The sequence below is a fragment of the Vibrio sp. 2304 genome (assembly GCF_033339475.1).
Lineage (GTDB): Bacteria > Pseudomonadota > Gammaproteobacteria > Enterobacterales > Vibrionaceae > Vibrio > Vibrio alginolyticus.
Genome location: NZ_JAWOUQ010000002.1, coordinates 250,005 through 271,539 on the forward strand (window position 1 = coordinate 250,005; position 21,535 = coordinate 271,539).

Consider the following 21,535-nt stretch of genomic DNA (forward strand, 5'->3'; position numbering starts at 1 on the left):
TTCATAGACTTGCCTGATAAAATTCTTTGATCATAAATGTTGATGGAGCTCCCCTATGAAGCATTCCAAAAGTAATACTCTTTACCTTGGTGCCGCTATTTCGATTTCGCTAATTATGACTGGATGTGCAACAACACAACCTAGCCCTCTTGCTCAAAAAATCGATCAAGATATGGTTCTTATTGAAGGTGGACAATTTACGATGGGCTCGGATAATCCATCAGCAAATAAATCCGAGCGCCCGGCCCGCACCGTTCGCGTGGAAGATTTCTATTTGGCAAAATTTGAGGTAACCCAAGAGTTATTCGAATCGGTTACAGGCTCTTCTCTGAGTTATTTTAGAAACCCAAATACGCCCGTGAATAACATTAGCTGGCAACAAGCCAATTATTTTATAAAGAAATTGAATGAAAAAACGGGAGAGCACTATCGTTTACCCACAGAAGCAGAATGGGAGTTTGCAGCGAAAGGGGGGAATCTAAGTCAAGGATTCACTTACGCGGGGTCTGATGATATTAACGACGTTGCCTGGTATGCCAATAACTCAAACAATAAAGCACACAAGGTAGGTCAGAAAAAACCGAATGAGCTTGGCTTATACGATATGACGGGTAATGTTGGTGAGTTTGTTATTGATGCCTTTGATGAAGGCTATTACAAATCGGCACCAAGTGATAATCCGGTAAACGCAAAAGATGAAAAAGAAAGCCTGGCACACAAGTCTGTACGAGGTGGTAGCTTTGCCTATGATGCTGACGAATCCGAAAACTATCGTCGCGATTTTGCTAGCCAGTCAGTCATCATGTCCGACATGGGGCTGAGATTAGCGAAAGACGCTGATTAAACCAAGTAAGAAAAAGTGGAGCGATAAAAGCTCCACTTTTGGTAATTAGCTCCTATTGACCCCAACAATAGAGGCTTTAAGCTGATCAATAGCTTGTTTAGGTGCATAGTGACTAAGCTCTTGTATGCACCTATCGAAAGCAAAAGCGACAGCACCTTTTTTATGATTTCTCGCTAGAACCTCGCATTGAGCAAACAAGTGTTGTGGATTGCCACCGACTTCAAATGCTGTATGCAACGCTTTACTGGCTTCTAGAACATCGCTTTTTTCTAAAGCTAGACCGTACACGTACCAATAATGCGCATTAGTTTCACCAATTTCTGCGGCGCGTCTAAGTAGCTTTTTCGCATCATCGGCTTTGCCTTGACGTAACAAAGAAAGACCTGCGCTGTATGGTAATGTGCTGGATTTAGGTTGAGCTTTCATCCCTTGTTGTAGCACCGTGATCGCAGCTTCTTCTTTACCTAGGTGGCGATACAAATCTGCTAGGTTAACGTAGCTATTTTCGAAGTAGGGTTCGATGCTGATCGCTTGTTTATACAGCTCGGCCGCTTTGTCGATTTCACCTAAGCTGCGGTACACATTCGCCAAATTGGTTCTTCCGAAACCACGATCGGCATTAAACTCTTGAATTTCCATGTACTCTTCTAAAGGCGATTTAATGATATCTTTTTGTAAAGGGGTCATTTGTGCGTAGTTCGCTACCAGCGCCGAGGCAGCTTCCGCTCTCACTGAAAGCACCGGGTCACCAAGTAATGGCTCTAGAATCCGCCACCGGTCATGAAATTCATAACCAGACGAGCCTGAAATTGCCCCTAATCGAACCATTTCATTCTCATTCTTAACGGCCCTAGCCAAAGATACTGTTGTATTTTGGTCAGTGTTGCCCCCCATTCTCTCCAGGGCTGAAGCACGAATAATGTCTTTTAACGACGAATCCTGAGCAGAGTATGCCAACGCATTTGCTGCTCCTTGATGACCAATTGAATCCGCATAAAATGCGACAGCAAAATGTTGTTGATTACGATACTTCGAATTCGGGTACCATTCTGCTATCTGTTCATCGGCCCATTGATTGCTTTTATCTTCATGGCATGACATGCAAACATTGGGCGTTCCAATGTGTTTGCTCAAATCCGGTCGTGGAATATGCCAACTGTGGTCTCTACGAGGATCGACTTGCATGTAAGTCGTTTCTGGCATGTGACAAGTCGTACATTGCGATGCTTCAGATTCAGCCTTATGAAAGGTATGCTTTTCAGGTGTATATTCCGATGCAATATGGCATTGCGAACATACTGCCTCTTCTGGGATCGTTAACTCTGCCGTGTGTGGATCATGGCAATTAGTGCACGTGACCCCTTTCTCCGCCATTTCAGATTGAAGAAACGAACCATAAACATAATCTTCGTCGTAAATCTGTCCATCATGATAGTAGAGTTCAGGTGTTATAAGGCTTAAGCGATATTTATCAAAAAAGGAACCTTTAACATGATCACCTGCTTCATTTAACTGGGTTCGGCGACTATGGCATTGAGCGCATGTTTGCACTTGATTGGTTGCTTCAATTGATTTCGGCTGTAACGTACTATGGCCTTCCTCAAACACCCAATCCAACACTGCTTTAGACAAATTTCGATCAAAGCCATAATGGCTGTCATGCTCAAAAGAAGTGCCAGCATTTTTGTATTTCTTGGCCAGTTCTATGTGCTGACTAGCGGGACCATGGCATGCTTCGCATCCCACATTAATCTCTGACCATGAGCTGTTGTAAGTGTTTTTGTCAGCGTCGTAATTCTTCTTTAGGTTCGTTGAATGGCAATCAGCACACATAAAGTTCCAATTTTGCCCGGTATTGGTCCAATAGAATTCATCCGTTGTTGTCGTTTCTGGATAAAGATGAAACCAACGCTGTCCCCCTTCAACTTTAGCTCTTGTGTCCCAAGCAAAAGGAATAAGCTGCACGCGGCCATCTTCAAACTCGACCATGTACTGCTGTAATGGCTCCCAGCCAAATGTATAACTGATCTTATAGTCATGCCATTGCCCGTCAGCACCTTGAATATTGACCCAAAATTCGTCGCCTTTTTTAAAAAAACGATTAGGCATTCCTTTGTGTGTTACAACATGGTTATCAAAATTACCACGCACAGAGGTTGTACTTGCATGCTTCATGGCCATATCGTGATGTGACCCTTTCCAGGCCTCCACTTCGTTTTGGTGGCAATCTATACAAGCTTGTGTGCCAGCATATTCTGGATTTAAGCCTGAAGGAATATTTGGTTTCTCTGTTAATAACTCTTGAGAAAAAGCCATAAAACTGACAACAACGTTGACCAGCAATAAAATGCGAAACCGGCCTGCCCACTGACTCATAGATATCCTTATATTTATAATGTACAACCTAAATCAATATAGACACTAAATCACTGGTTATACAAATAATTACAAGCAATACATAACGACTTTAGTATTGCTTTAGGGCCGTAAAACAAGCGAGCATCCTATTGTTTTTCATTTCCATCCCCCTCTTCTACTACGCAATAAAAATAAGGCTCTTCAGTGATCTAAATCTACTTTACGAATCTCTACAAACTAACAGAACAATCCTATTTCTTCTTAATTAACAAATGGTTACAACCTAGCAATAACTTATGGTTATATCGAGTATAAGAGGATTTTTCTATATACATCATTAACTTATGCAGCAACTAAGCATAAGGCTCACTTGTGCTTATCTTTACTCTCAACAATCTGGAGTTTTTATGGCAAATCAATTGAGCAAAATCGCTGTAGGCGCAGGACTGTTAGCGGCGTCCAGTGCTGCTATGGCAGCCGACAAACCGAATATTCTGGCAATTTTTGGTGACGATATCGGCTACTGGAATATCAGCGCATACAACCAAGGTATGATGAGTTACAAAACGCCAAACATCGACCGTATCGCGAATGAAGGTGCGTTGTTCACAGATCACTACGGACAACAGTCTTGTACTGCTGGTCGCGCTGCCTTTATTACGGGTGAAGAGCCATTTCGTACGGGTTTGTTAACAATTGGTATGCCAGGCTCTGACCACGGCATACCTGATTGGGCGCCAACCATTGCAGACCTGTTAAAAGAACAAGGTTACATGACGGGTCAATTTGGTAAAAACCACTTAGGTGACCAAGATAAGCACTTACCGACAAAACACGGCTTTGACGAATTCTTCGGTAACTTATATCACCTAAACGCAGAAGAAGAACCTGAAACTTATTACTACCCTAAAGACCCAGAGTTTCGTAAAAACTATGGCCCTCGTGGTGTCATTAAGTCTTATGCTGACGGTAAGATTGAAGACACTGGCCCGATGACACGAAAACGTATGGAGCACGCAGATGAAGAGTTCCTAGAGAGCTCTTTGGCATTTATGGAAAAAGCAGTTAAGGCGGATAAACCCTTCTTTATTTGGCATAACGCCACTCGTATGCACGTTTGGACTCGCTTGCAGGAAAAATACCAAGGTAAATCAGGCGTAAGCATTTATGCCGATGGTATGCTGGAACACGATGATCATGTAGGTGTTTTACTCGACAAGCTGGATGAGCTAGGTGTTGCAGACAACACTATCGTTATCTACTCAACGGACAACGGCGCAGAAACCATGACTTGGCCAGATGGTGGCGCAACACCATTCCATGGTGAAAAAGGTACAACTTGGGAAGGCGGTATGCGTGTTCCTCAACTGGTTCGTTGGCCAGGCGTAATTAAGCCAGGAACCAAGATCAATGAAATGATGGCACACCAAGACTGGTTGCCTACATTATTGGCAGCTGCTGGCGTACCTGATGTAAAAGAAAAACTGGCAGAAGGCTACAAAGCAAATGGCAAAGAGTGGCGTGTACATTTAGATGGTTATAACTTCATGCCATACTTTGAAGGTAAGGAAGAAAAAGGCCCTCGTGAGTCGCTGCTTTACTTTACGTCTAATGGTGAATTAAACGCTGTCCGCTGGAATGACTGGAAACTTCACTTTGCAACGCTTGAAGGGAACCTAAGTAACGCAGTTCGTTTTGCTCCGAACTGGCCTAAAATCATCCACCTACGCGCTGACCCATTCGAAAAAGGCCCAAGCGAATCACAAATGTACTTGCGTTGGATGGCTGACAACATGTGGCTATTTGTACCTGTACAAGACGTTGTGGGAGAGTTCTTTAAAACACTTCCAGAATACCCAATGCAACGTGGCACAGCGATGAACCCTGCTTCACTAAACTACGACTCTCTAAAAATGCAAGAGAAGCTGCAACAACTAGACAAAGTTGAACAAGAAATCAGCAAGTTTAAGTAAACTAAGTTAACGTCAATTAATCAGTAACATAGGAACTTACTTAAATCGCCTGTTTAGCCTATACAAAGTGGGCATTGTGAGTACAAACTGAAAAACAAAAAAAGGAGAGCTAACCTGCTCTCCTTTGTATTTTAACCGTGGATAAACTAAGCCACATTAACCGATTTAGCTAAACTGCTACTTTGGAAAAACTCATCATGCAATGCGCAAATCGCGTGCTGGTATTCCTTATCACCGACAACAAATTGAACATTTACATTTCTCAATGATGAGTGCAGTGCAACTGGCGTAACGCCATTATTCATCAATGCAAGCACACCTTTCGCCAACGTCTTATTGGTATCAATTTGAGAACCGATGGCTGAGATAAGCGCGACCATACGGCCTTTAATCGAGGCATTCGGATAACGTTTCTCTGCTTTGTACAATACTTTGTTTAAGCTATCAGTACTGCCACCTAGATAGTAAGTAATAGAGTTCGCGTTCATCTCTTTACCAACCAAACTTACACGAGCATCGGAGATGATTTCCATCAATTCGTAACTAACGTTATCGGCTTTTCCTACCATTGCTTGGTCAAACAAATGCAGTGCAAATACTTTTTCTTTACCTGCGATGATCTCGACTTTGTCTTCTTCCGGACGATAGCTTGAAGAGATCAAAGTACCTTCGTGTTCAGGTTCGAATGTATTTTTAATCTGTAGCTCAATACCACTTTCACGTAAACCCGCAGCGGCATTTGGGTGAATAGCTTCCATGCCAAGGTTGGCAAGTTGGTCTGCTACGTCATAGTTTGTACTACCAATTGGTAATACTTTTTCAGGGCCAACAACGCGTGGGTCTGCTGAGCTCAAGTGGTACTCTTTGTGAATTACTGCTAAATCCGCTTTTGTTATTGCTGCAATTCGGCTAAATGTCATCTCACTATAACCTCGGTCATAAGTGTGCATTAGGCCCTCTTTACAGTAAGCATAACCTGTCACGATTGGCAGTTCTTTTGATACATCGATATCAGCAAACGCGTCACTGATCGACTCATCAAGGCTTCTTGGCGCTTGATTATCCCAACCAGACAGGTCAACGAACTTAGCGTTAATACCCATATTTTTTAGTTTTAGTGCTGTGTTGTAAGCACTATGTGCCTCACCGATAGACGAGAGAAACTCTCGAATTTGAGGCAAGTACTGGCGCAACGAAAATTGACCGTACTGACAGGTTTCTAAAATATTCGCGATACAGTTTTTCGCTTCAGCAATGCGGGAGCGAATGAATTTATCCGCACGGATACGATTCATTGGGTCCGCAAAAATATTTTCATTGGTCAGCAACATACGGCTTTCAACGTACGCTAACGCTTCTTCCCATTTGTCGTCGCGTTTCGCGATAAGCTGATAAACGCCTGGTTTACTGGTTTTTTTACACTCGAGCAGCGCATCGGTCATACCACCGTATGCAGATACGACAAAAATACGATTGTATGGTGTTTTGGGACGAAGAATAATATTGTCGAGAACAGCATCAAATGCTGTCATTGATGTACCGCCGATTTTTTCTACGGTAAATGTCATGATAAGCCTTTTTTGATTGGTAACTTTAAAAAGAAAAAAGAAGAGATAGTAAAGTGTGGGGTGGCAAAGCACCCCACCATCATCTTTTAGTCAACGAGAGGATAAACACCGTTTTCATCGTGCACTTCAGCGCCAGTAATCGGTGGGTTAAACACACACGCCATTACCATTTCTTTATTCTTATAAGCTCTCAAGTAGTGCTCATCGTGTTTATCAAGGATGTATAATGTACCTGGTTTAATTGGGTACGTTTCTCCACCTACAACTTCAATCTCACCTTCACCACTCATACAAAACACCGATTCAAGGTGGTTTTGATAGTGAATATGAGTTTCTGTATCTTCATAAATCGTTGTGATGTGGAAAGAGAAACCCATGTTGTCGTCTTTCAACAACATGCGGACACTTTCCCAGTTATCTGAAACAACACGTCGTTCGCTGTTGCGGCATTCATCTAGAGTTCTGACGATCATAATTAAAATCCTTATTAAGATGCTTGTTTGAAATGTTTCGCAGCGATAGTCTCTACTGCATTTTCAAAGATGCTTAGTCCTTGATCTAGCTCTGATTCGCTGATAGTTAGTGGACAGAAGAACTTCACAACTTCATCGTCTGGACCCGCTGTCTCTATCACCATTCCATTCTCGAAACAGTTTTTCGCAATTTCAGATGCCATGTCACCATTGATACATTCAATACCAACCATCATGCCGCGGCCTTTTTTCTGCACAAACATTTGTGGAAAGCGACGAACACAACGGTCAATAACAGCACTTACCTTGTCTGAACACTGCTTGATGTGTGTTTCAAAATCATCGTTTGCCCAGTAAATTTCTAGTGCTTTTGCAGCAGTAATAAAGGCGTGATTATTGCCACGGAACGTACCGTTATGCTCGCCTGGCTTCCACTGGTCAAGCTCAGGCTTAAGTAATACGACAGCCATCGGCAAACCGTAACCACCGATCGACTTCGATAGCGTCACGATATCCGGTTGGATACCAGACGGCTCGAAACTAAAGAAAGTACCGGTACGTCCACAACCTGCTTGAATGTCATCGACAATCACAAGAATGTCATTGGCTTTACAGATTTTGCTCAAACGTTGTAACCACTCGTTTGAAGCAGCATTTAAACCACCTTCACCCTGCACAGTTTCAAGAAGTACAGCGGCTGGTTTATCCATACCTGCAGAGTTATCATTTAGCATGGTTTCGAACAGCGCGAGACCATCTACGCCAGCGTAACCTTCAAATGGAATACGAGTGACGTTACTTAGGCTAGAACCGTTACCTTGTCTGTGATGCTGGTTACCCGTTGCAGCCAGTGCGCCAGCAGTACAACCATGGAAACCGTTAGTAAACGCAACGACGCTGTCGCGGCCTTTTACTTTTTTAGCCAGCTTCAATGCCGCCTCAACAGCATTAGTGCCTGTTGGGCCCGTAAACTGAACCTTGTAATCCAAGTTTCTTGGTTTAAGGATGTAAGTATCCAACGCTTCCAGAAACGATGCTTTCGCTTCTGAGTGCATATCCAAACCGTGAGTAATACCGTCCATTTCAATGTACTCAAGCAACGCTTGTTTTAGTACTGGATTGTTATGGCCATAATTTAGAGATCCCGCTCCAGCAAGGAAGTCTAAGTATCGTTCACCTTGTTCTGTTTCTAGCCAGCAGCCTTTCGCTTTACGAAAAACGACCGGGAAATTGTTTGAATATGAGCGTACGTTGGATTCCTGCTTTTTGAAAATATCCATGATGAGACCGTTTTTAATTCCTATTGTTTGAGGATTATTTGAGAGGAATGCGATACAAATATTCTGTATCGTGTTTGCCTTTAAAGTGGGCTTCTTCATCCAAAAATGTGCTTACTTGGCCAGAATTGCCGTTCATCGCATCTAACTTTTTGAACAGTGCCCAAGAGGCTTTATTATCTTCCGTGATGGTAGTTTCTACCGATTTAACACCGCCTAATTCCTCTCGGGTGAGAAGTTCTTTCAACATGCGGAATGCTAAACCATGACCTCTAAAGCGAGGTGAGACTGCAACTTGCCAGACAAATAAAACGTCTTGCTCGTCTGGTTTCTGATAACCGGAAATGAAACCTGCGATTTCGCCTTTTTGCTCAACCAAAATACTGGTTTTGCTGAAATGCGTAGACTGTAGGAAATTGCAATAAGATGAGTTCATGTCCAATGGAGGACAGTCTGCAATCAAGCTGTAAATGTCGTCACCATCAGAGATTTTAGGCTCACGAAAAATCCATTTTTTACTTGAGTCTTCTCCAATCTCTGGATAAAGGACCCAAGGTGCTGATGTGATCATGTGAAAATACATATCCTTTGAGGTCTAATTAAATTTCCTTTTTATTATGGGCATCCCTCGCGACTAAAAATCAAATAATCCGCCTTTTTATCGGTGTTTTTATGACATATATCACAAAAACAAACCTATTAACCAAAAGTTAAAATAGTTCGAGGTCTAATTTATTAAATAGTCACCCAAATGCACAGTACAAAAAACAACCAGAATAAGACCATTTTCCATGCTGTTCATTTCTCAGAGAAAAATAGAAATCCAAAAAAAAGCGGCATGCTTTCGCATACCGCTTTTATCAATAATTTAACTGCTGATACTAGTTATTTTGATTTCTTAGAAACCGCCTTTGGACGAGGTTCATCCATCAAACCTTTTATCAAAGATACCGTTGCAACAAGCAAAACAATAGTAAATGGTAAACCAGTCGTCACCGCCATTGCTTGAGCAGCAGCTAGACCACCACCCAACATCAATGCAATCGCAACCAAACCTTCAAACGTACACCAGAACACGCGTTGTGGCGTTGGTGCATCGACCTTACCGCCCGCAGCAATAGTATCAATAACCAGTGATCCTGAGTCAGAAGAGGTAATGAAGAACACCACGACTAAGATAATGCCGACAAAAGATGTTATCTCAGCCAATGGCATAACATCTAACATGGCAAAAAGTTTTAAAGGTAGTTCTGCGTTAAACACCGCCTCGTAGCCATCATTAACGTATTGGCTAATTGCGTTACCGCCAAAAGCCGTCATCCATAACACACAAACTGAAGATGGGATAAGAATAACGCAAATAATAAACTCACGAACTGAACGACCACGAGACACACGTGCGATGAACATACCCACAAATGGTGACCAAGAAATCCACCACGCCCAGTAAAACGCCGTCCAGCCTTGAGAGTAATTCACATCCTCTCGTCCAAATGGCATAGATAAGGCAGGGATATTAGCCACATAGGAAACGATGTTCTCGAAGAAACCAGTTAAAATCGCAATCGTCGGGCCAACAACAATAACAAATAGCAATAGCAGTGCTGCAAGGCCCATATTGATTTCAGATAAGATCTTCACGCCCTTATCGAGTCCAGCCACAACAGAGATTAAAGCGAGCGCAGTAATACCAATAATCAATATAACCTGCGTCGTATTGGTCATTGGGACATCAAACAGGAAGTTCAAACCCGTTGCGGCTTGAGATGCACCGTAGCCTAGCGATGTTGCTAAACCAAAAACCGTCGCTACCACTGCAAGAATATCGATAATATGACCAGTCCAACCCCATACACGCTCACCAAACAAAGGGTAAAAAATTGAGCGCATGGTGAGTGGCAAACCTTTGTTAAATGAAAAGATAGCCAGCCCAAGAGCCAAGAGCGCGTATATTGACCACGGATGAAGTGCCCAGTGGTAAATCGTCGCAGCCATCCCTAATGCCGAAGCTGCAGTTGCATCGCCCTCTGCACCACCTAGCGGTGCCCAGTCAGTACGTACACCATTCTCAACGTTCACGCCACCAATCGCAGAACTAAAATGGGACATCGGTTCTGATACACCGAAGAATACGAGACCAATGCCCATACCCGCAGCAAATAGCATTGCCAACCATCCAGCATAGGAGTAATCCGGTGTTGCTTCAGTACCACCGATTCGTACACGGCCTAATGGTGTGAAGATCAATCCGACACAGACAATGACAAAAATATTACCTGAAGCGAGAAAAAACCAGTCTAAATTGTGTAACAAACCCGCTCGTAGGTCTGAAAAAAACGGCTCTACCTGTTCTCGGAATAATAGTGTTATCACAACAAACATGACGATTGCTAAGCCAGAAATTGCAAAAACACGGTTGTGAATATCAAGGCCAAATGGGCCTACCTTTAGCGCAACGTTATCCTGACCAATTTGATAGTCAGTATCTATTGCGTTTACTTTTCCATCGGGGCGTTGAATGCCACCGTTATTATCGGTGCTCACGGATAATCTCCTTAAAAATACGTGACCAAGTTTAAATTACTTTCGTCGGAGTTCGAGTAATGAAACGTCTTCATCACTACCAAGCACATGTTCATAAAACATTGTTCTTATAAGCGGTTACTCAATCCGCCATCATAATCTTAAAGCCCCCTATCTCTCATTGCATTTTATTGTTTTCACCATAAATAACGCCTATTGCCAAACCGAAGATATTGGCATGTTTCGATTAAAGTGATACTGCAGTTGTGCTTGAAACAGCTCCGCAGTTGCTAACGCATCCGTCAGGGCATGGTGAGGTTGATAAGCAGGGAGGCCATATCTTTCACGAGCGTGCCCTAATCGTACAGAACCGGGTTTCTTGCCTTTCAACTTATTGATAAAACCTCTGCATTCACGGCGCTGTATCGCATACTCAATATCTAACGTATCAACAACAGGAAACTGTATCCCCTCTCCGATGCTATTTAGCAAGGCGTTATTAAAGAACTGCCTTTCAATGTTCTTGTAGTGAACAAGTACCACTTTGCCTGACAACGCATCCAATATTTCACCCAAGATCTGAGACAGCTGCGGCGCGTTTTTAACCTCAGAGTCAGTGATACCGTGAATAATGACAGACTCGTGGTTTAACTCTCTGTTTGGGTTAACGACCCAATGAGCAGAGCCATTACATTGAACACGATCAATAGTAAACGGGACAAGTCCGATCGTGAGAATGACATCCTCTTCCGAGTTCAATCCTGTTGTCTCAAAGTCTACCGAGACAAATGGCACTTGTTCAATTGGTGTTTCCCCATTAACCATCGGTGTCGAATAATAGCGTTTGAGCCTCTCGTCTTTCGCTTCTTTAGCGAGTTGCTTGAACAACATTGACCACTCTGGCGTCTGGGATGTATCCAACAACGGATGTTCTTTTTCTACTTTTTTTGAGAACCACATTATTTGCTACTTCTCTGATATCGAAACTTAATGAAGTTCTGAGCGTTACTTAGAATTTGAAATGCTGCTTTTAAGTTTCGACGTTCAAATTCAGACATGTTCTCCGGCTCAATATTGTTGTCTGGCTCTTCTCCATTTTCTATATCAAGGGCTTGGTGACGAATTCGAACCATGTAGATTAGCTCCATCGCATCCCTTAAATCCAAACCTCGACCTTTCGGTAAAATGCCAGCATCATTAATGTCATCTAAACGGTCGAAAGAGTTTTGTGATCGCGAACCGATTGCCAGAGAATGCACCCGTATTAAATCGGCCAACGGAGCCGTCCCCCTTCGCTTCAAGTTAATCGAGTTGCGATGACGACCATCTTTCTCCATCACAAAGTCTTTGAAAAAGCCCAGTGGAGGCGTCCTACGTATTGCGTTATACGCCATACAAGCAAGAAAGCGGTTATTTCTTTTCGCTCGTCTCACAATAAAGCTGCTTAATTGCTCCGCCCATTTCACTCGCCCATGCACACCGAGGAGATCAAAAAAGATATTACTATTTAACAATCTCTCAGGGGTTGGATTGTCTATCCAGTTTCCAAAGCATTCTTCCCATTCTGCACGAGTTTTTCGCCATTCTGGGTTGGTAGCCATAATGTCTCCAGTACAATAAGCATAGCCGCATGCCGCTAAACCATCACAAACAAATTTAGCAAACTTTTCAAAGTACTCTCCGTGAATCTCAACGTCATAACTGTTATCGAGAATAAGCGCGTTATCTTGATCCGTTACAATTAGCTGCTCATCCCTCGCCATTGAACCCATTGCGACTAGACAATAAGGAATGGGCGCTGGGCCGAACTCTTGCTCAGCTAATTCAGCGAGGCGTTGTTTGAAACTACTGCCTATAACCGACATGGCTCGACCAATCATGTGCGCGTTGGCATCTTCATTGACCATTCTTACGAAACAGTCTTTTACTTGTTCAGAAACCTGCTTGAGATCCTCGACACTGGTTTGCTGAAAAATAGAGCTCACTAGCAATAGGCTGTTCTGAGATTCGTAACGAACGATGTCCGTCATGCCAATAATTCCTATCGGCTTTTTATCTTTTAAAATTGGTAAATGATGCACGTTGTAACGCAACATGGTTAACATGGCCTCAAACACATAGGCGTTATAATCCAATGAAACCACGTCATAACTCATGACCTCACTCACTGGAATATTGGTATCAATACCTTGAGCTAGTACGCGAATGCAAAGATCGCGATCAGTCAAAATTCCAAGCAGCTGTTCGTCATCTTCTTCTGTGAGCTCCTCTGTCGGGCGAATAATGAGCAGAGAGGTGACATTTTCCTCTGCCATTAGTATCGCAGCTTCCTGAATTGAAGCCGTTGCCTCCAGGGTTACTGGATCTCTTGCTAAGATTTTACGTGCCTTAGCGGTGGTAAAGTCATTGCTTTCGGATCGGCTAGATATTGCGCTTCGCAAACGCGCGCTATCTTCCAGTTCCATGTAGTCCGCAAAGTTTTCAAACTCATCACAAAGTTCATTGAAGATGTTTTCCGGAATACAGTAAACGAGAGTGTCTTCTATCGCTTTGGCTGGCATCCGTACGCGGTTGTTCATCAACAACCCCATCTGACCAAACAGTCCACCAGCATCAATCCTGTTATAGAGTTCACCTTTACGTCGATAAATCTCTACCGCCCCACTTCTCACCATATACAAGTCGCGGATCGTATCTCCGAAGTTAAGGATTTTTGTTCCTTGCCGAAAGTATGCAACCTCGGCATTGAGAGCAATTTTTCTAAGCTGCTCTTCAGGTAGGTCATCAAAAGGTGGGTACTGGCTAATGAAATTGAGCACTTCTAACTGTTCGGCTTCCATTTTTTATTCCATACGTTGCCTAAACTACAGCGATAAATATCACCCTGAGTGAAATCAAGCAATAAATAAATCTAAGGATAACAGTACCTAACCGATTTCACAGGACCAAGTCTTAATCAAAAATTAGAGCTCTAACCTTTTTATATGTAGAGTTCTAAGCTATCACAGCTTATATCTATGCAAGCGAGTTGAGTTGAAATGTACAAAAAAATTCAAAATAAATTCAACCCTACGTCAGGGCAACGTTATGGCGGATAAAAACACATCACAAGCAATTGTTTTAAATATAAAAAATAAGAATTGAACACACCTTGCTCAACGAACTCTCTATGCACGGCAGAACTAGTTAACCAACCCCCTTTCGTTGAAAGTTGAACTAAAATTAATTAGAGTACAAATCGTTAAACAGTTATAAACACACGAAAAAGGACAGATAACATGGATCCCATACTGGAAGTTAAGGGACTGTATAAAGTGTTTGGAGAAGACCCAGAGAGAGCCTTCTCGCTTATCGACAAAGGCGTCGATAAAGACGGTATTTTTGAACAGACAGGTTTAACAGTCGGCGTAAACGATGTATCTCTCACCATAAATGAAGGGGAAATTTTCGTAATCATGGGCCTTTCTGGCTCCGGGAAATCCACCCTTGTTCGACTTCTTAACCGGCTCATTGAGCCGACTAAAGGTAGTGTTTATCTCAAAGGAAGAGATATCGCCCACATCTCCGAAAATGAACTTCGAGAAGTTCGTCGTAACAATATCTCAATGGTGTTTCAAAGTTTCGCACTCATGCCACACATGACGGTGATTGAAAATGCCGCCTTTGGTTTAGAACTTGCCGGCATCGACGTTAATGAGCGTCAGAAAAGTGCCCTTTCCGCCTTAGAAAGAGTAGGTTTAGACCCTTATGCAGAATCTTTCCCTGACGAATTATCCGGTGGTATGAAACAGCGCGTTGGTTTAGCGAGAGCGTTAGCTTGTGATCCAGACATCCTATTAATGGACGAGGCGTTTTCCGCTTTAGACCCATTGATCCGTTCTGAGATGCAAGATGAGCTTATTCGTCTACAGAACGATGACAAACGCACAATTGTCTTCATTTCTCATGATTTGGATGAAGCAATGCGCATTGGCGACCGTATCGCCATCATGCAAAACGGTGAGGTTGTTCAGGTTGGTACACCTGATGAAATATTACACAGTCCAGCAAATGATTATGTCGAAGCCTTTTTCCGCGGCGTAAACATCGCAAGTGTCTTGACAGCAAAAGATATCGCGCGCAAGAAGCCAGCGGCTGTTTTTAAGAAATCGGAAAATGACGGTCCAGGCTCTGCGATGCAGATTCTGATGGATCACGACCGTGATTACGGTATTGTCGTCGATAAATCTAGCCGATATTCCGGCATCGTATCTCTTGATTCACTACGTTTGGCTCATAAAGAAAACCGTTCGTTAGCCAGTGCTCAATTACCGGATGAAGTTACTCTTCAGCCTGATCAGTCAATTAATGACATTTTGGGTCTGGTTGCTGGTGTTCCTTATGCCGTGCCTGTCGTAGATGAGCAAGGAACTTACTTTGGTGTCGTGACTAAATCACGTCTTCTACAAACACTAGATAAGGATTAACACGATGTCTTCAGAGCAAACTAACAATGATCCCTGGTCAAATACTGCTCCTGCGCAAGATGATCCTTGGTCGCAAGGTACAGAGGCCGCGCCAAGTAATGATTGGCTCAACTCAGAAACTGTAGAGCAAGCACCATTCGATATTATGAACCCATTCCAAGATGCGGTTTTACCCCTCGATAGCTGGGTAGAGTCCGGTTTGAACTGGCTGGTGGAACATGGTCGACCTGTTTTCCAAGCAATACGAGTTCCAATCGACTTTATTCTAACGTCGTTTGAAACTGCTTTGGTGTCTACACCTGCGCCTATAATGGTACTCATTTTATTTTTGCTAGCGTGGCAGTTTTCCAATGTAAAACTTGGTTTTTCTACTCTTGTATCCCTTGTTTTCATCGGCCTAATTGGTGCGTGGTCACAAGCGATGACAACGCTAGCACTGGTGTTAACCGCCGTTTTCTTCTGTTTGCTTATAGGGCTACCAATGGGGATATGGTTGGCAAGGAGCCAAACCGCTGCCAAATTTGTTAGGCCAATATTAGATGCAATGCAAACGACTCCCGCGTTCGTTTACCTTGTGCCAATTGTTATGTTGTTTGGTATTGGTAACGTTCCTGGCGTAGTAGTAACGATCATTTTCGCCCTGCCTCCCGTTGTGCGCCTGACTATTTTGGGTATTCAGCAAGTACCTGAAGAGCTTATCGAAGCTGGCCACTCTTTCGGGGCAAACAAAAAACAGATGCTTTATCGCATCCAGTTACCGTTGGCGTTACCAACCATCATGGCAGGTGTAAACCAAACCTTAATGCTGTCACTTTCTATGGTAGTGATTGCTTCAATGATTGCTGTTGGCGGCTTAGGCCAAATGGTACTTCGTGGTATTGGCCGACTTGATATGGGTCTTGCTGCCGTTGGTGGCTTAGGCATCGTTATTCTTGCGATTTTGTTAGACCGTATCACCCAGGTGTTAGGGGTTAATGCGGGCAACACTAAACTTCGCTGGTATCACACAGGTCCTGTTTCATACCTATTAAAACTGAAAACAAAGACGAACCAAGACGATCTAAAACTTAGGAGAAACATCAATGAATAATTCATGGAAGAAAGCGCTCTCTGTTGGAGCTCTATGTACTATCGCATTTTCAACTTATGGTGTGGCAAGTGAACTACCGGGTGAAGGTGTCACTGTTCAGCCTGTTCAATCAACCGTTGCAGAAGAAACATTTCAAACGTTGATCGTAAACCGCGCACTTGAAGAGCTTGGTTACGATGTTAAACCGACCAAAGAAGTGGACTACAACGTAGGCTACACCTCTATTGCTAAAGGTGATGCTACTTTCTTAGCGGTTGGTTGGTTCCCTCTTCACGCCGATAAGTACACGATGTCGGGCGGTGATGATAAGTTCTTCCGTAAAGGCCAATATGTAAGTGGTGCTGCGCAAGGTTATTTGATCGATAAGAAAACCGCGGAAAAATATAACATCACTAACATTGGTCAGTTAAAAGATCCAAAATTGGCGAAGCTATTCGATGCAAACGGCGATGGCAAAGCGGACTTAACTGGTTGTAACCCAGGTTGGGGGTGTGAAATGGTTGTTGAGCATCAGTTGGATGCTTTCAAACTTCGTGACACAGTAACACACAACCAAGGTAACTACGCGGCGATTATCGCTGATACGATCTCACGTTACAAAAAAGGCGATCCGATTCTTTACTACACTTGGACACCCTACTGGGTAAGTGGCGTTTTAGTTCCAGGGAAAGATGTTGTGTGGTTAGAAGTGCCATTCTCTTCACTTCCTGGTGAGCGTAAAGACATTGATACGACACTAGAGAACGGTAAGAACTACGGCTTCGAGATGAACTCTATGCGCATCGTTGCCAATAAAGAGTTTACAGAAAACAACCCTGCTGCTGCAAAGCTGTTTGAAATCATCAAACTAAATATCAATGATGTTAGTGCGCAGAATATGATGATGAGCCAAGGTAAGAACAGCTCAGCGGACATCGAGTCTCATGTAAATGGCTGGATCAAAGCGAACCAGAAAAAGTTCGACGCATGGGTCGAAGAAGCGAAGAAAGCCGCAATGTAATCATGCCTTTATCAACCTCTAGAGCCAGTTGGTGTTATCAACTGGCTCTTTTTTTACACAAACGCCCCTCCCCCTTACATAGACATACCAACACTTACACTACTCGACCATAAACCCACATTATAATTCACGTTTATTTCACGCTTGCTTTGCTAAAAACAACACAACATAACAATTAAACTATTCGAATAAATATGAAAAACTTATCAAAGAGCTCTGTGTGGGGGCCTTTGCAGCCAATTGCTGCCTTTTCTTTGTTTTCGCTTCTATTTCTGTCTATCTCAAGAGTTTTGCTAGCTTTTTGGCAGATTGACCGTATTGACTCTCTAAACGACTTAATTTACATCCTAAGTCAAGGTTTGCGCGTAGATATTGCAACGCTTTGCTGGTTATTTATTCTTCCAGCACTGTTTTCAACCTTCATGCCATTAACCGGTAAGATGGGAGAGTGTTGGAAGCGAATATTACGCATATGGATGGTTTTAGGGCTTTGGGTGCTTGTATACATGGAGCTAGCAACAGCGCCATTCATTCAGGAATACGACCTACGTCCAAACCGCCTGTTTGTGGAATACTTAATCTACCCAAAAGAAGTCTTGAGTATGCTCTGGACTGGCTACAAATTAGAACTGTTTATTGGTGCGTTAGGTACAGTTTTAACCATCACTTTAGGTTGGAAGTGGAGCAAGAAACTGACCGATAAGGCGCAGCAGGTCAACTGGAAATGGCGACCACTATTGGCAATTTTCGTTGTTCTTTTTGGGGTTGCAGGTGCTCGCTCATCTTTAGGGCACCGCCCGCTAAATCCTGCTATGGTCGCCTTTTCTAACGATCCACTGCTTAACGACTTAGCACTGAACTCATCTTACTCATTGTTGTTTGCGGTTAATAGCATGAAGTCAGAAAAGAGCGCGGAGCAGTTCTACGGAAAAATGGACACTCAAAAGATGTTGGAATTAGTTCGCACTTCATCAACAAAGTCCGACTTCACCCCTTCATTACTCCCAACCATGAACAGTAACCCCGCGACTTACCAGGGTAAACATAAAAACTTAGTGATTTTGCTACAAGAAAGCTTAGGCGCCCAATTTGTCGGTGCTTTGGGTGGTTTGCCTCTAACACCAAACCTTGATGAACTCATGAAGGAAGGTTGGCAGTTCACACAAATGTACGCCACTGGTACTCGTTCTGTTCGTGGAATTGAAGCCGTAACCACGGGCTTTCCTCCATCTCCGTCTCGCGCGGTAGTGAAGCTGAGTAAAAGCCAAACGGGTTTCTTTACCATCGCGGACTTACTGAAAGCTCAAGGCTATCACACGCAATTTATTTACGGCGGTGAAGCCAACTTTGACAACATGAAAACTTTCTTCTTTGGTAACGGTTTTGATCAAATAGTAGAAGAAGACGATTATAACAACCCAAGCTTTGTTGGCTCTTGGGGTGTTAGCGATGAAGATCTATATAACAAAGCAAACGAAGAGTTTGAACGCCTTTCAAAAAGCGACAAACCTTTTTTTAGCTTAGTTTTTACGTCAAGTAATCATAGCCCTTATGAGTATCCAAAAGGCAAAATTGAGCCATACGATTCAGAATATATGACGCGTAACAACGCCGTTAAATATTCCGATTACGCTTTGGGCACTTTCTTTGAAAAGGCGAAAAAGTCATCTTATTGGGATGATACCATTTTCATTGTAATTGCAGATCATGATGCACGTATTTCTGGCGCTAACCTTGTTCCAGTTAAGCACTTTCACATTCCAGCATTGATCCTTGGTAAAGGCATTCAACCACGTAAAGATGACCGCATAGCAAACAACATAGACATGCCGCCTACACTGTTATCTCTGATTGGGGTAGATGCTAAAACACCGATGATTGGTCGTGATTTAACGAAGCCACTGGCTCGCGAAGATGAACGCGCAATGATGCAATACGACAAAAACTTTGGTTATTTAACGCGCGACAATCTCGTTGTGCTTTCCCCTGGTGAAAAGATATCGACCCTGGCGTACGACTTTAAAGACCAAACCATGAAGCCGCTAGAGGTGGACGAATCTATTATCGAGCGTGCAAAAGCAAACGCATTATTTGCATCTAAAGCGTATCAAAACAACTGGTATTCTTCCAAACACACTCATTAATACCAATGATTCCGCTGATAAAAAGGAGCTAAACGGCTCCTTTTTCTTATTCTGTCACTTACCTTCGAGAATGTTCTACTGACAACTCCTGTCGTTCCTTTCCGTTAGATTGCCCCTACTATTTCTAATTGATTAAGGAACAAACCATGCTGACTATCAATTCATTCGTTCTCTACGTTGAGGACATCCACATAAGCCAAGTTTTTTATTCGAAACTGTTCGAACGCAAAGTCACGCAGTTGTCTCCAACCTTCGCCGCTATTCCACTGACCGAAGGCTTAACGTTGACACTCAAGCAAAGAGATAATCTTTCACCCTACAGCGGAATTAGAGGTGGTGGCACCGAGTTGTCTTTATCGGTGCCCAATAGTCATATGCTAGAGCGCATTTACAAGCGCTGGAAAGACCTAGGTGTTGAGTTTGTTCAACCACCAGCGACATCAGTGTATGGGTTAAATTTTATGGCTATCGATCCAGATAAGCATCGCATTCGTGTTTTCATAAATGAATAAAAATGCGTTAAAAATGCTTTTTACCCATTCCCAATGTGACTTCAATAAATTAGACTCAAGGAAACATCAAAAGCGGCGTAGTAATAAGAAGGAATGCCCATGAGCTCAAGTATGATCCTTAGCGAATCCCTAATCGAGAGCGGAAGAGATATCCCCCTCAAAGAACTGCTTTATGCAAAGCGCGTGCTGGATAACTACATGGCAGTAGCCAAAGAAAGTAGCCCGCTTGAGCTATTAACTGAGATGAAATCGGCAGCAAAGCAAGTAGAATACTTTACAACGACGAGTAACCCGTGTGAGGCTCGTAATGTCATCAGTCAGATGATTGATAAAATCGACACCGCGGAATCTTTTGCTTCGTTCAAAGCATTAGCAGGTAAGCCATCTCAAGCACTCAATGAACTAATTGAAGATCGAGCTCAGCTGATTAAACACGAACGAGAGCTCCTGCTCGCCTCAGGCTATGACGCCTCACGAATCTAATATACGCGACAGGCTAAAAGTCATAGCTAACAACGAAAAAGGAGCTCTTAAAGAGCTCCTTTTGCTTTTCAAAACCGGATACAAAAGACTTAAAGGCCGATATCTTCCGTTATTGCTTTGATTTGTTTGAGGTCCATTTTATAGACTTCAATCATTTGATCGACCTGACTTAGTCGTGAATTAGCTTCATCATGTTTATCACACGCGTCCGACTTCACGTCCCAAGATTTGCCTTCTAAAAATACGTCACACTCTTTCTTGAGTTTCTCAATCTTAGGTAATAATTTCGACCGTTCTTTCTCGAGAGACTCTAATTCTTGCGAAATTTTTAGCTCTTTCTGGAATACTTCGCGGGACCGCTCAAACATAGTCGCTTGCATATCCGCTTGACGACTCAACTTCTCATTTTCTGACTTCGTCGTGTTGATCTTATCTGCCTGCTGCTTCAATTGAGACTCTAGTGACAAGTTAACCTTCTCGACCTCAGTCAATTGCTTTTGCAACTTCTTAAGTGCTTTCTGGTGCGCTTCGTCTTTCGCGGCAAGTAACTCACTAACTTGGTTTTGTATTTCTTGGTCAAGCGCCTCTTCACGCACTTTTACTTGAGATGCCAACTGGGTTTTATCTTGCGTTAGTGCTTGATACTTTTCTTCTAATACGTGGTAAGTCGATTCCCACTTGTTCGCAGTGACAACCGATCCAACAAGGCCACCAAATGCCAAGCCTAACACCGCAGCGATTGCGATATAGATATGCGTACGTTTGTCACGCTCTTCAATGACAACTACGTCGTCTTGCTCTTCCATTTTGTTCTGAGAACTCAC

General features: G+C 43.0%; 17 protein-coding genes. 8 read left to right on the forward strand and 9 right to left on the reverse strand.

What is annotated here, in order from left to right:
• Positions 1–115 precede the first annotated feature (115 nt).
• The gene (locus R7P64_RS05940; RefSeq protein ID WP_395210269.1) at positions 116–844 is read left to right on the forward strand and encodes a formylglycine-generating enzyme family protein; all 729 of its coding nucleotides are present in this window, start codon (positions 116–118) and stop codon (positions 842–844) included.
• Between the two features lie 45 nt (positions 845–889).
• Here the strand turns inward: R7P64_RS05940 and R7P64_RS05945 are convergent, their stop codons facing one another.
• Positions 890–3,220 carry a tetratricopeptide repeat protein gene (locus R7P64_RS05945; RefSeq protein ID WP_318123255.1) on the reverse strand — a complete coding sequence of 777 codons (2,331 nt, stop codon included), beginning with the start codon at positions 3,218–3,220 and terminating at the stop codon, positions 890–892.
• 389 nt (positions 3,221–3,609) lie between these two features.
• Here R7P64_RS05945 and R7P64_RS05950 point away from each other — a divergent pair, with 389 nt between their 5' ends.
• Positions 3,610–5,175, forward strand: coding sequence for an arylsulfatase (locus R7P64_RS05950; RefSeq protein ID WP_005377767.1), 1,566 nt, complete (start codon positions 3,610–3,612; stop codon positions 5,173–5,175).
• 146 nt (positions 5,176–5,321) lie between these two features.
• Here the strand turns inward: R7P64_RS05950 and R7P64_RS05955 are convergent, their stop codons facing one another.
• From R7P64_RS05955 to R7P64_RS05985, 7 genes are all read right to left on the reverse strand, one after another.
• Positions 5,322–6,743 carry an aspartate kinase gene (locus R7P64_RS05955; protein ID WP_005377768.1) on the reverse strand — a complete coding sequence of 474 codons (1,422 nt, stop codon included), beginning with the start codon at positions 6,741–6,743 and terminating at the stop codon, positions 5,322–5,324.
• A gap of 86 nt (positions 6,744–6,829) precedes the next feature.
• Positions 6,830–7,216, reverse strand: coding sequence for an ectoine synthase (locus R7P64_RS05960; RefSeq protein ID WP_005377769.1), 387 nt, complete (start codon positions 7,214–7,216; stop codon positions 6,830–6,832).
• A gap of 14 nt (positions 7,217–7,230) precedes the next feature.
• The gene (ectB, locus tag R7P64_RS05965; protein ID WP_017820939.1) at positions 7,231–8,496 is read right to left on the reverse strand and encodes a diaminobutyrate--2-oxoglutarate transaminase; all 1,266 of its coding nucleotides are present in this window, start codon (positions 8,494–8,496) and stop codon (positions 7,231–7,233) included.
• Between the two features lie 34 nt (positions 8,497–8,530).
• Positions 8,531–9,064, reverse strand: a complete 534-nt coding sequence (ectA, locus tag R7P64_RS05970; protein ID WP_005393379.1) for a diaminobutyrate acetyltransferase — start codon at positions 9,062–9,064, stop codon at positions 8,531–8,533.
• A gap of 314 nt (positions 9,065–9,378) precedes the next feature.
• The gene (locus R7P64_RS05975; protein ID WP_170893819.1) at positions 9,379–11,037 is read right to left on the reverse strand and encodes a BCCT family transporter; all 1,659 of its coding nucleotides are present in this window, start codon (positions 11,035–11,037) and stop codon (positions 9,379–9,381) included.
• A gap of 192 nt (positions 11,038–11,229) precedes the next feature.
• A complete protein-coding gene (locus tag R7P64_RS05980; protein WP_104975280.1) occupies positions 11,230–11,976 on the reverse strand; it encodes a 3'-5' exonuclease in 747 nt (248 codons plus the stop codon).
• The gene (locus R7P64_RS05985; protein ID WP_005377775.1) at positions 11,976–13,856 is read right to left on the reverse strand and encodes a DUF294 nucleotidyltransferase-like domain-containing protein; all 1,881 of its coding nucleotides are present in this window, start codon (positions 13,854–13,856) and stop codon (positions 11,976–11,978) included. Before R7P64_RS05985 ends, R7P64_RS05980 begins: the two co-directional genes overlap by 1 nt.
• Before the next feature lie 438 nt (positions 13,857–14,294).
• On the opposite strand from R7P64_RS05985, the gene proV reads away from it, so the two are divergent.
• From proV to R7P64_RS06015, 6 genes are all read left to right on the forward strand, one after another.
• Positions 14,295–15,482 (forward strand): glycine betaine/L-proline ABC transporter ATP-binding protein ProV, encoded by a 1,188-nt coding sequence (gene proV, locus R7P64_RS05990; protein WP_017633996.1) that lies wholly within the window; start codon positions 14,295–14,297, stop codon positions 15,480–15,482.
• Between the two features lie 4 nt (positions 15,483–15,486).
• Complete coding sequence (gene proW / locus R7P64_RS05995) at positions 15,487–16,572, forward strand: glycine betaine/L-proline ABC transporter permease ProW (RefSeq protein ID WP_005377778.1); 1,086 nt, start codon at positions 15,487–15,489, stop codon at positions 16,570–16,572.
• The gene (proX, locus tag R7P64_RS06000) at positions 16,565–17,572 is read left to right on the forward strand and encodes a glycine betaine/L-proline ABC transporter substrate-binding protein ProX (protein ID WP_318123256.1); all 1,008 of its coding nucleotides are present in this window, start codon (positions 16,565–16,567) and stop codon (positions 17,570–17,572) included. The genes proW and proX overlap by 8 nt, the downstream gene beginning before the upstream one ends.
• A 194-nt stretch (positions 17,573–17,766) precedes the next feature.
• Complete coding sequence (locus R7P64_RS06005; protein WP_318123258.1) at positions 17,767–19,716, forward strand: LTA synthase family protein; 1,950 nt, start codon at positions 17,767–17,769, stop codon at positions 19,714–19,716.
• Between the two features lie 146 nt (positions 19,717–19,862).
• Positions 19,863–20,228, forward strand: a complete 366-nt coding sequence (locus R7P64_RS06010) for a VOC family protein (RefSeq protein ID WP_005377781.1) — start codon at positions 19,863–19,865, stop codon at positions 20,226–20,228.
• Between the two features lie 99 nt (positions 20,229–20,327).
• Complete coding sequence (locus R7P64_RS06015; RefSeq protein ID WP_005377782.1) at positions 20,328–20,711, forward strand: hypothetical protein; 384 nt, start codon at positions 20,328–20,330, stop codon at positions 20,709–20,711.
• Positions 20,712–20,800: 89 nt separating this feature from the next.
• Here R7P64_RS06015 and R7P64_RS06020 read toward each other — a convergent pair whose 3' ends face one another.
• Entirely contained in the window at positions 20,801–21,535 is a 735-nt protein-coding gene (locus tag R7P64_RS06020; RefSeq protein ID WP_017820934.1) for a chromosome segregation ATPase, read from the reverse strand.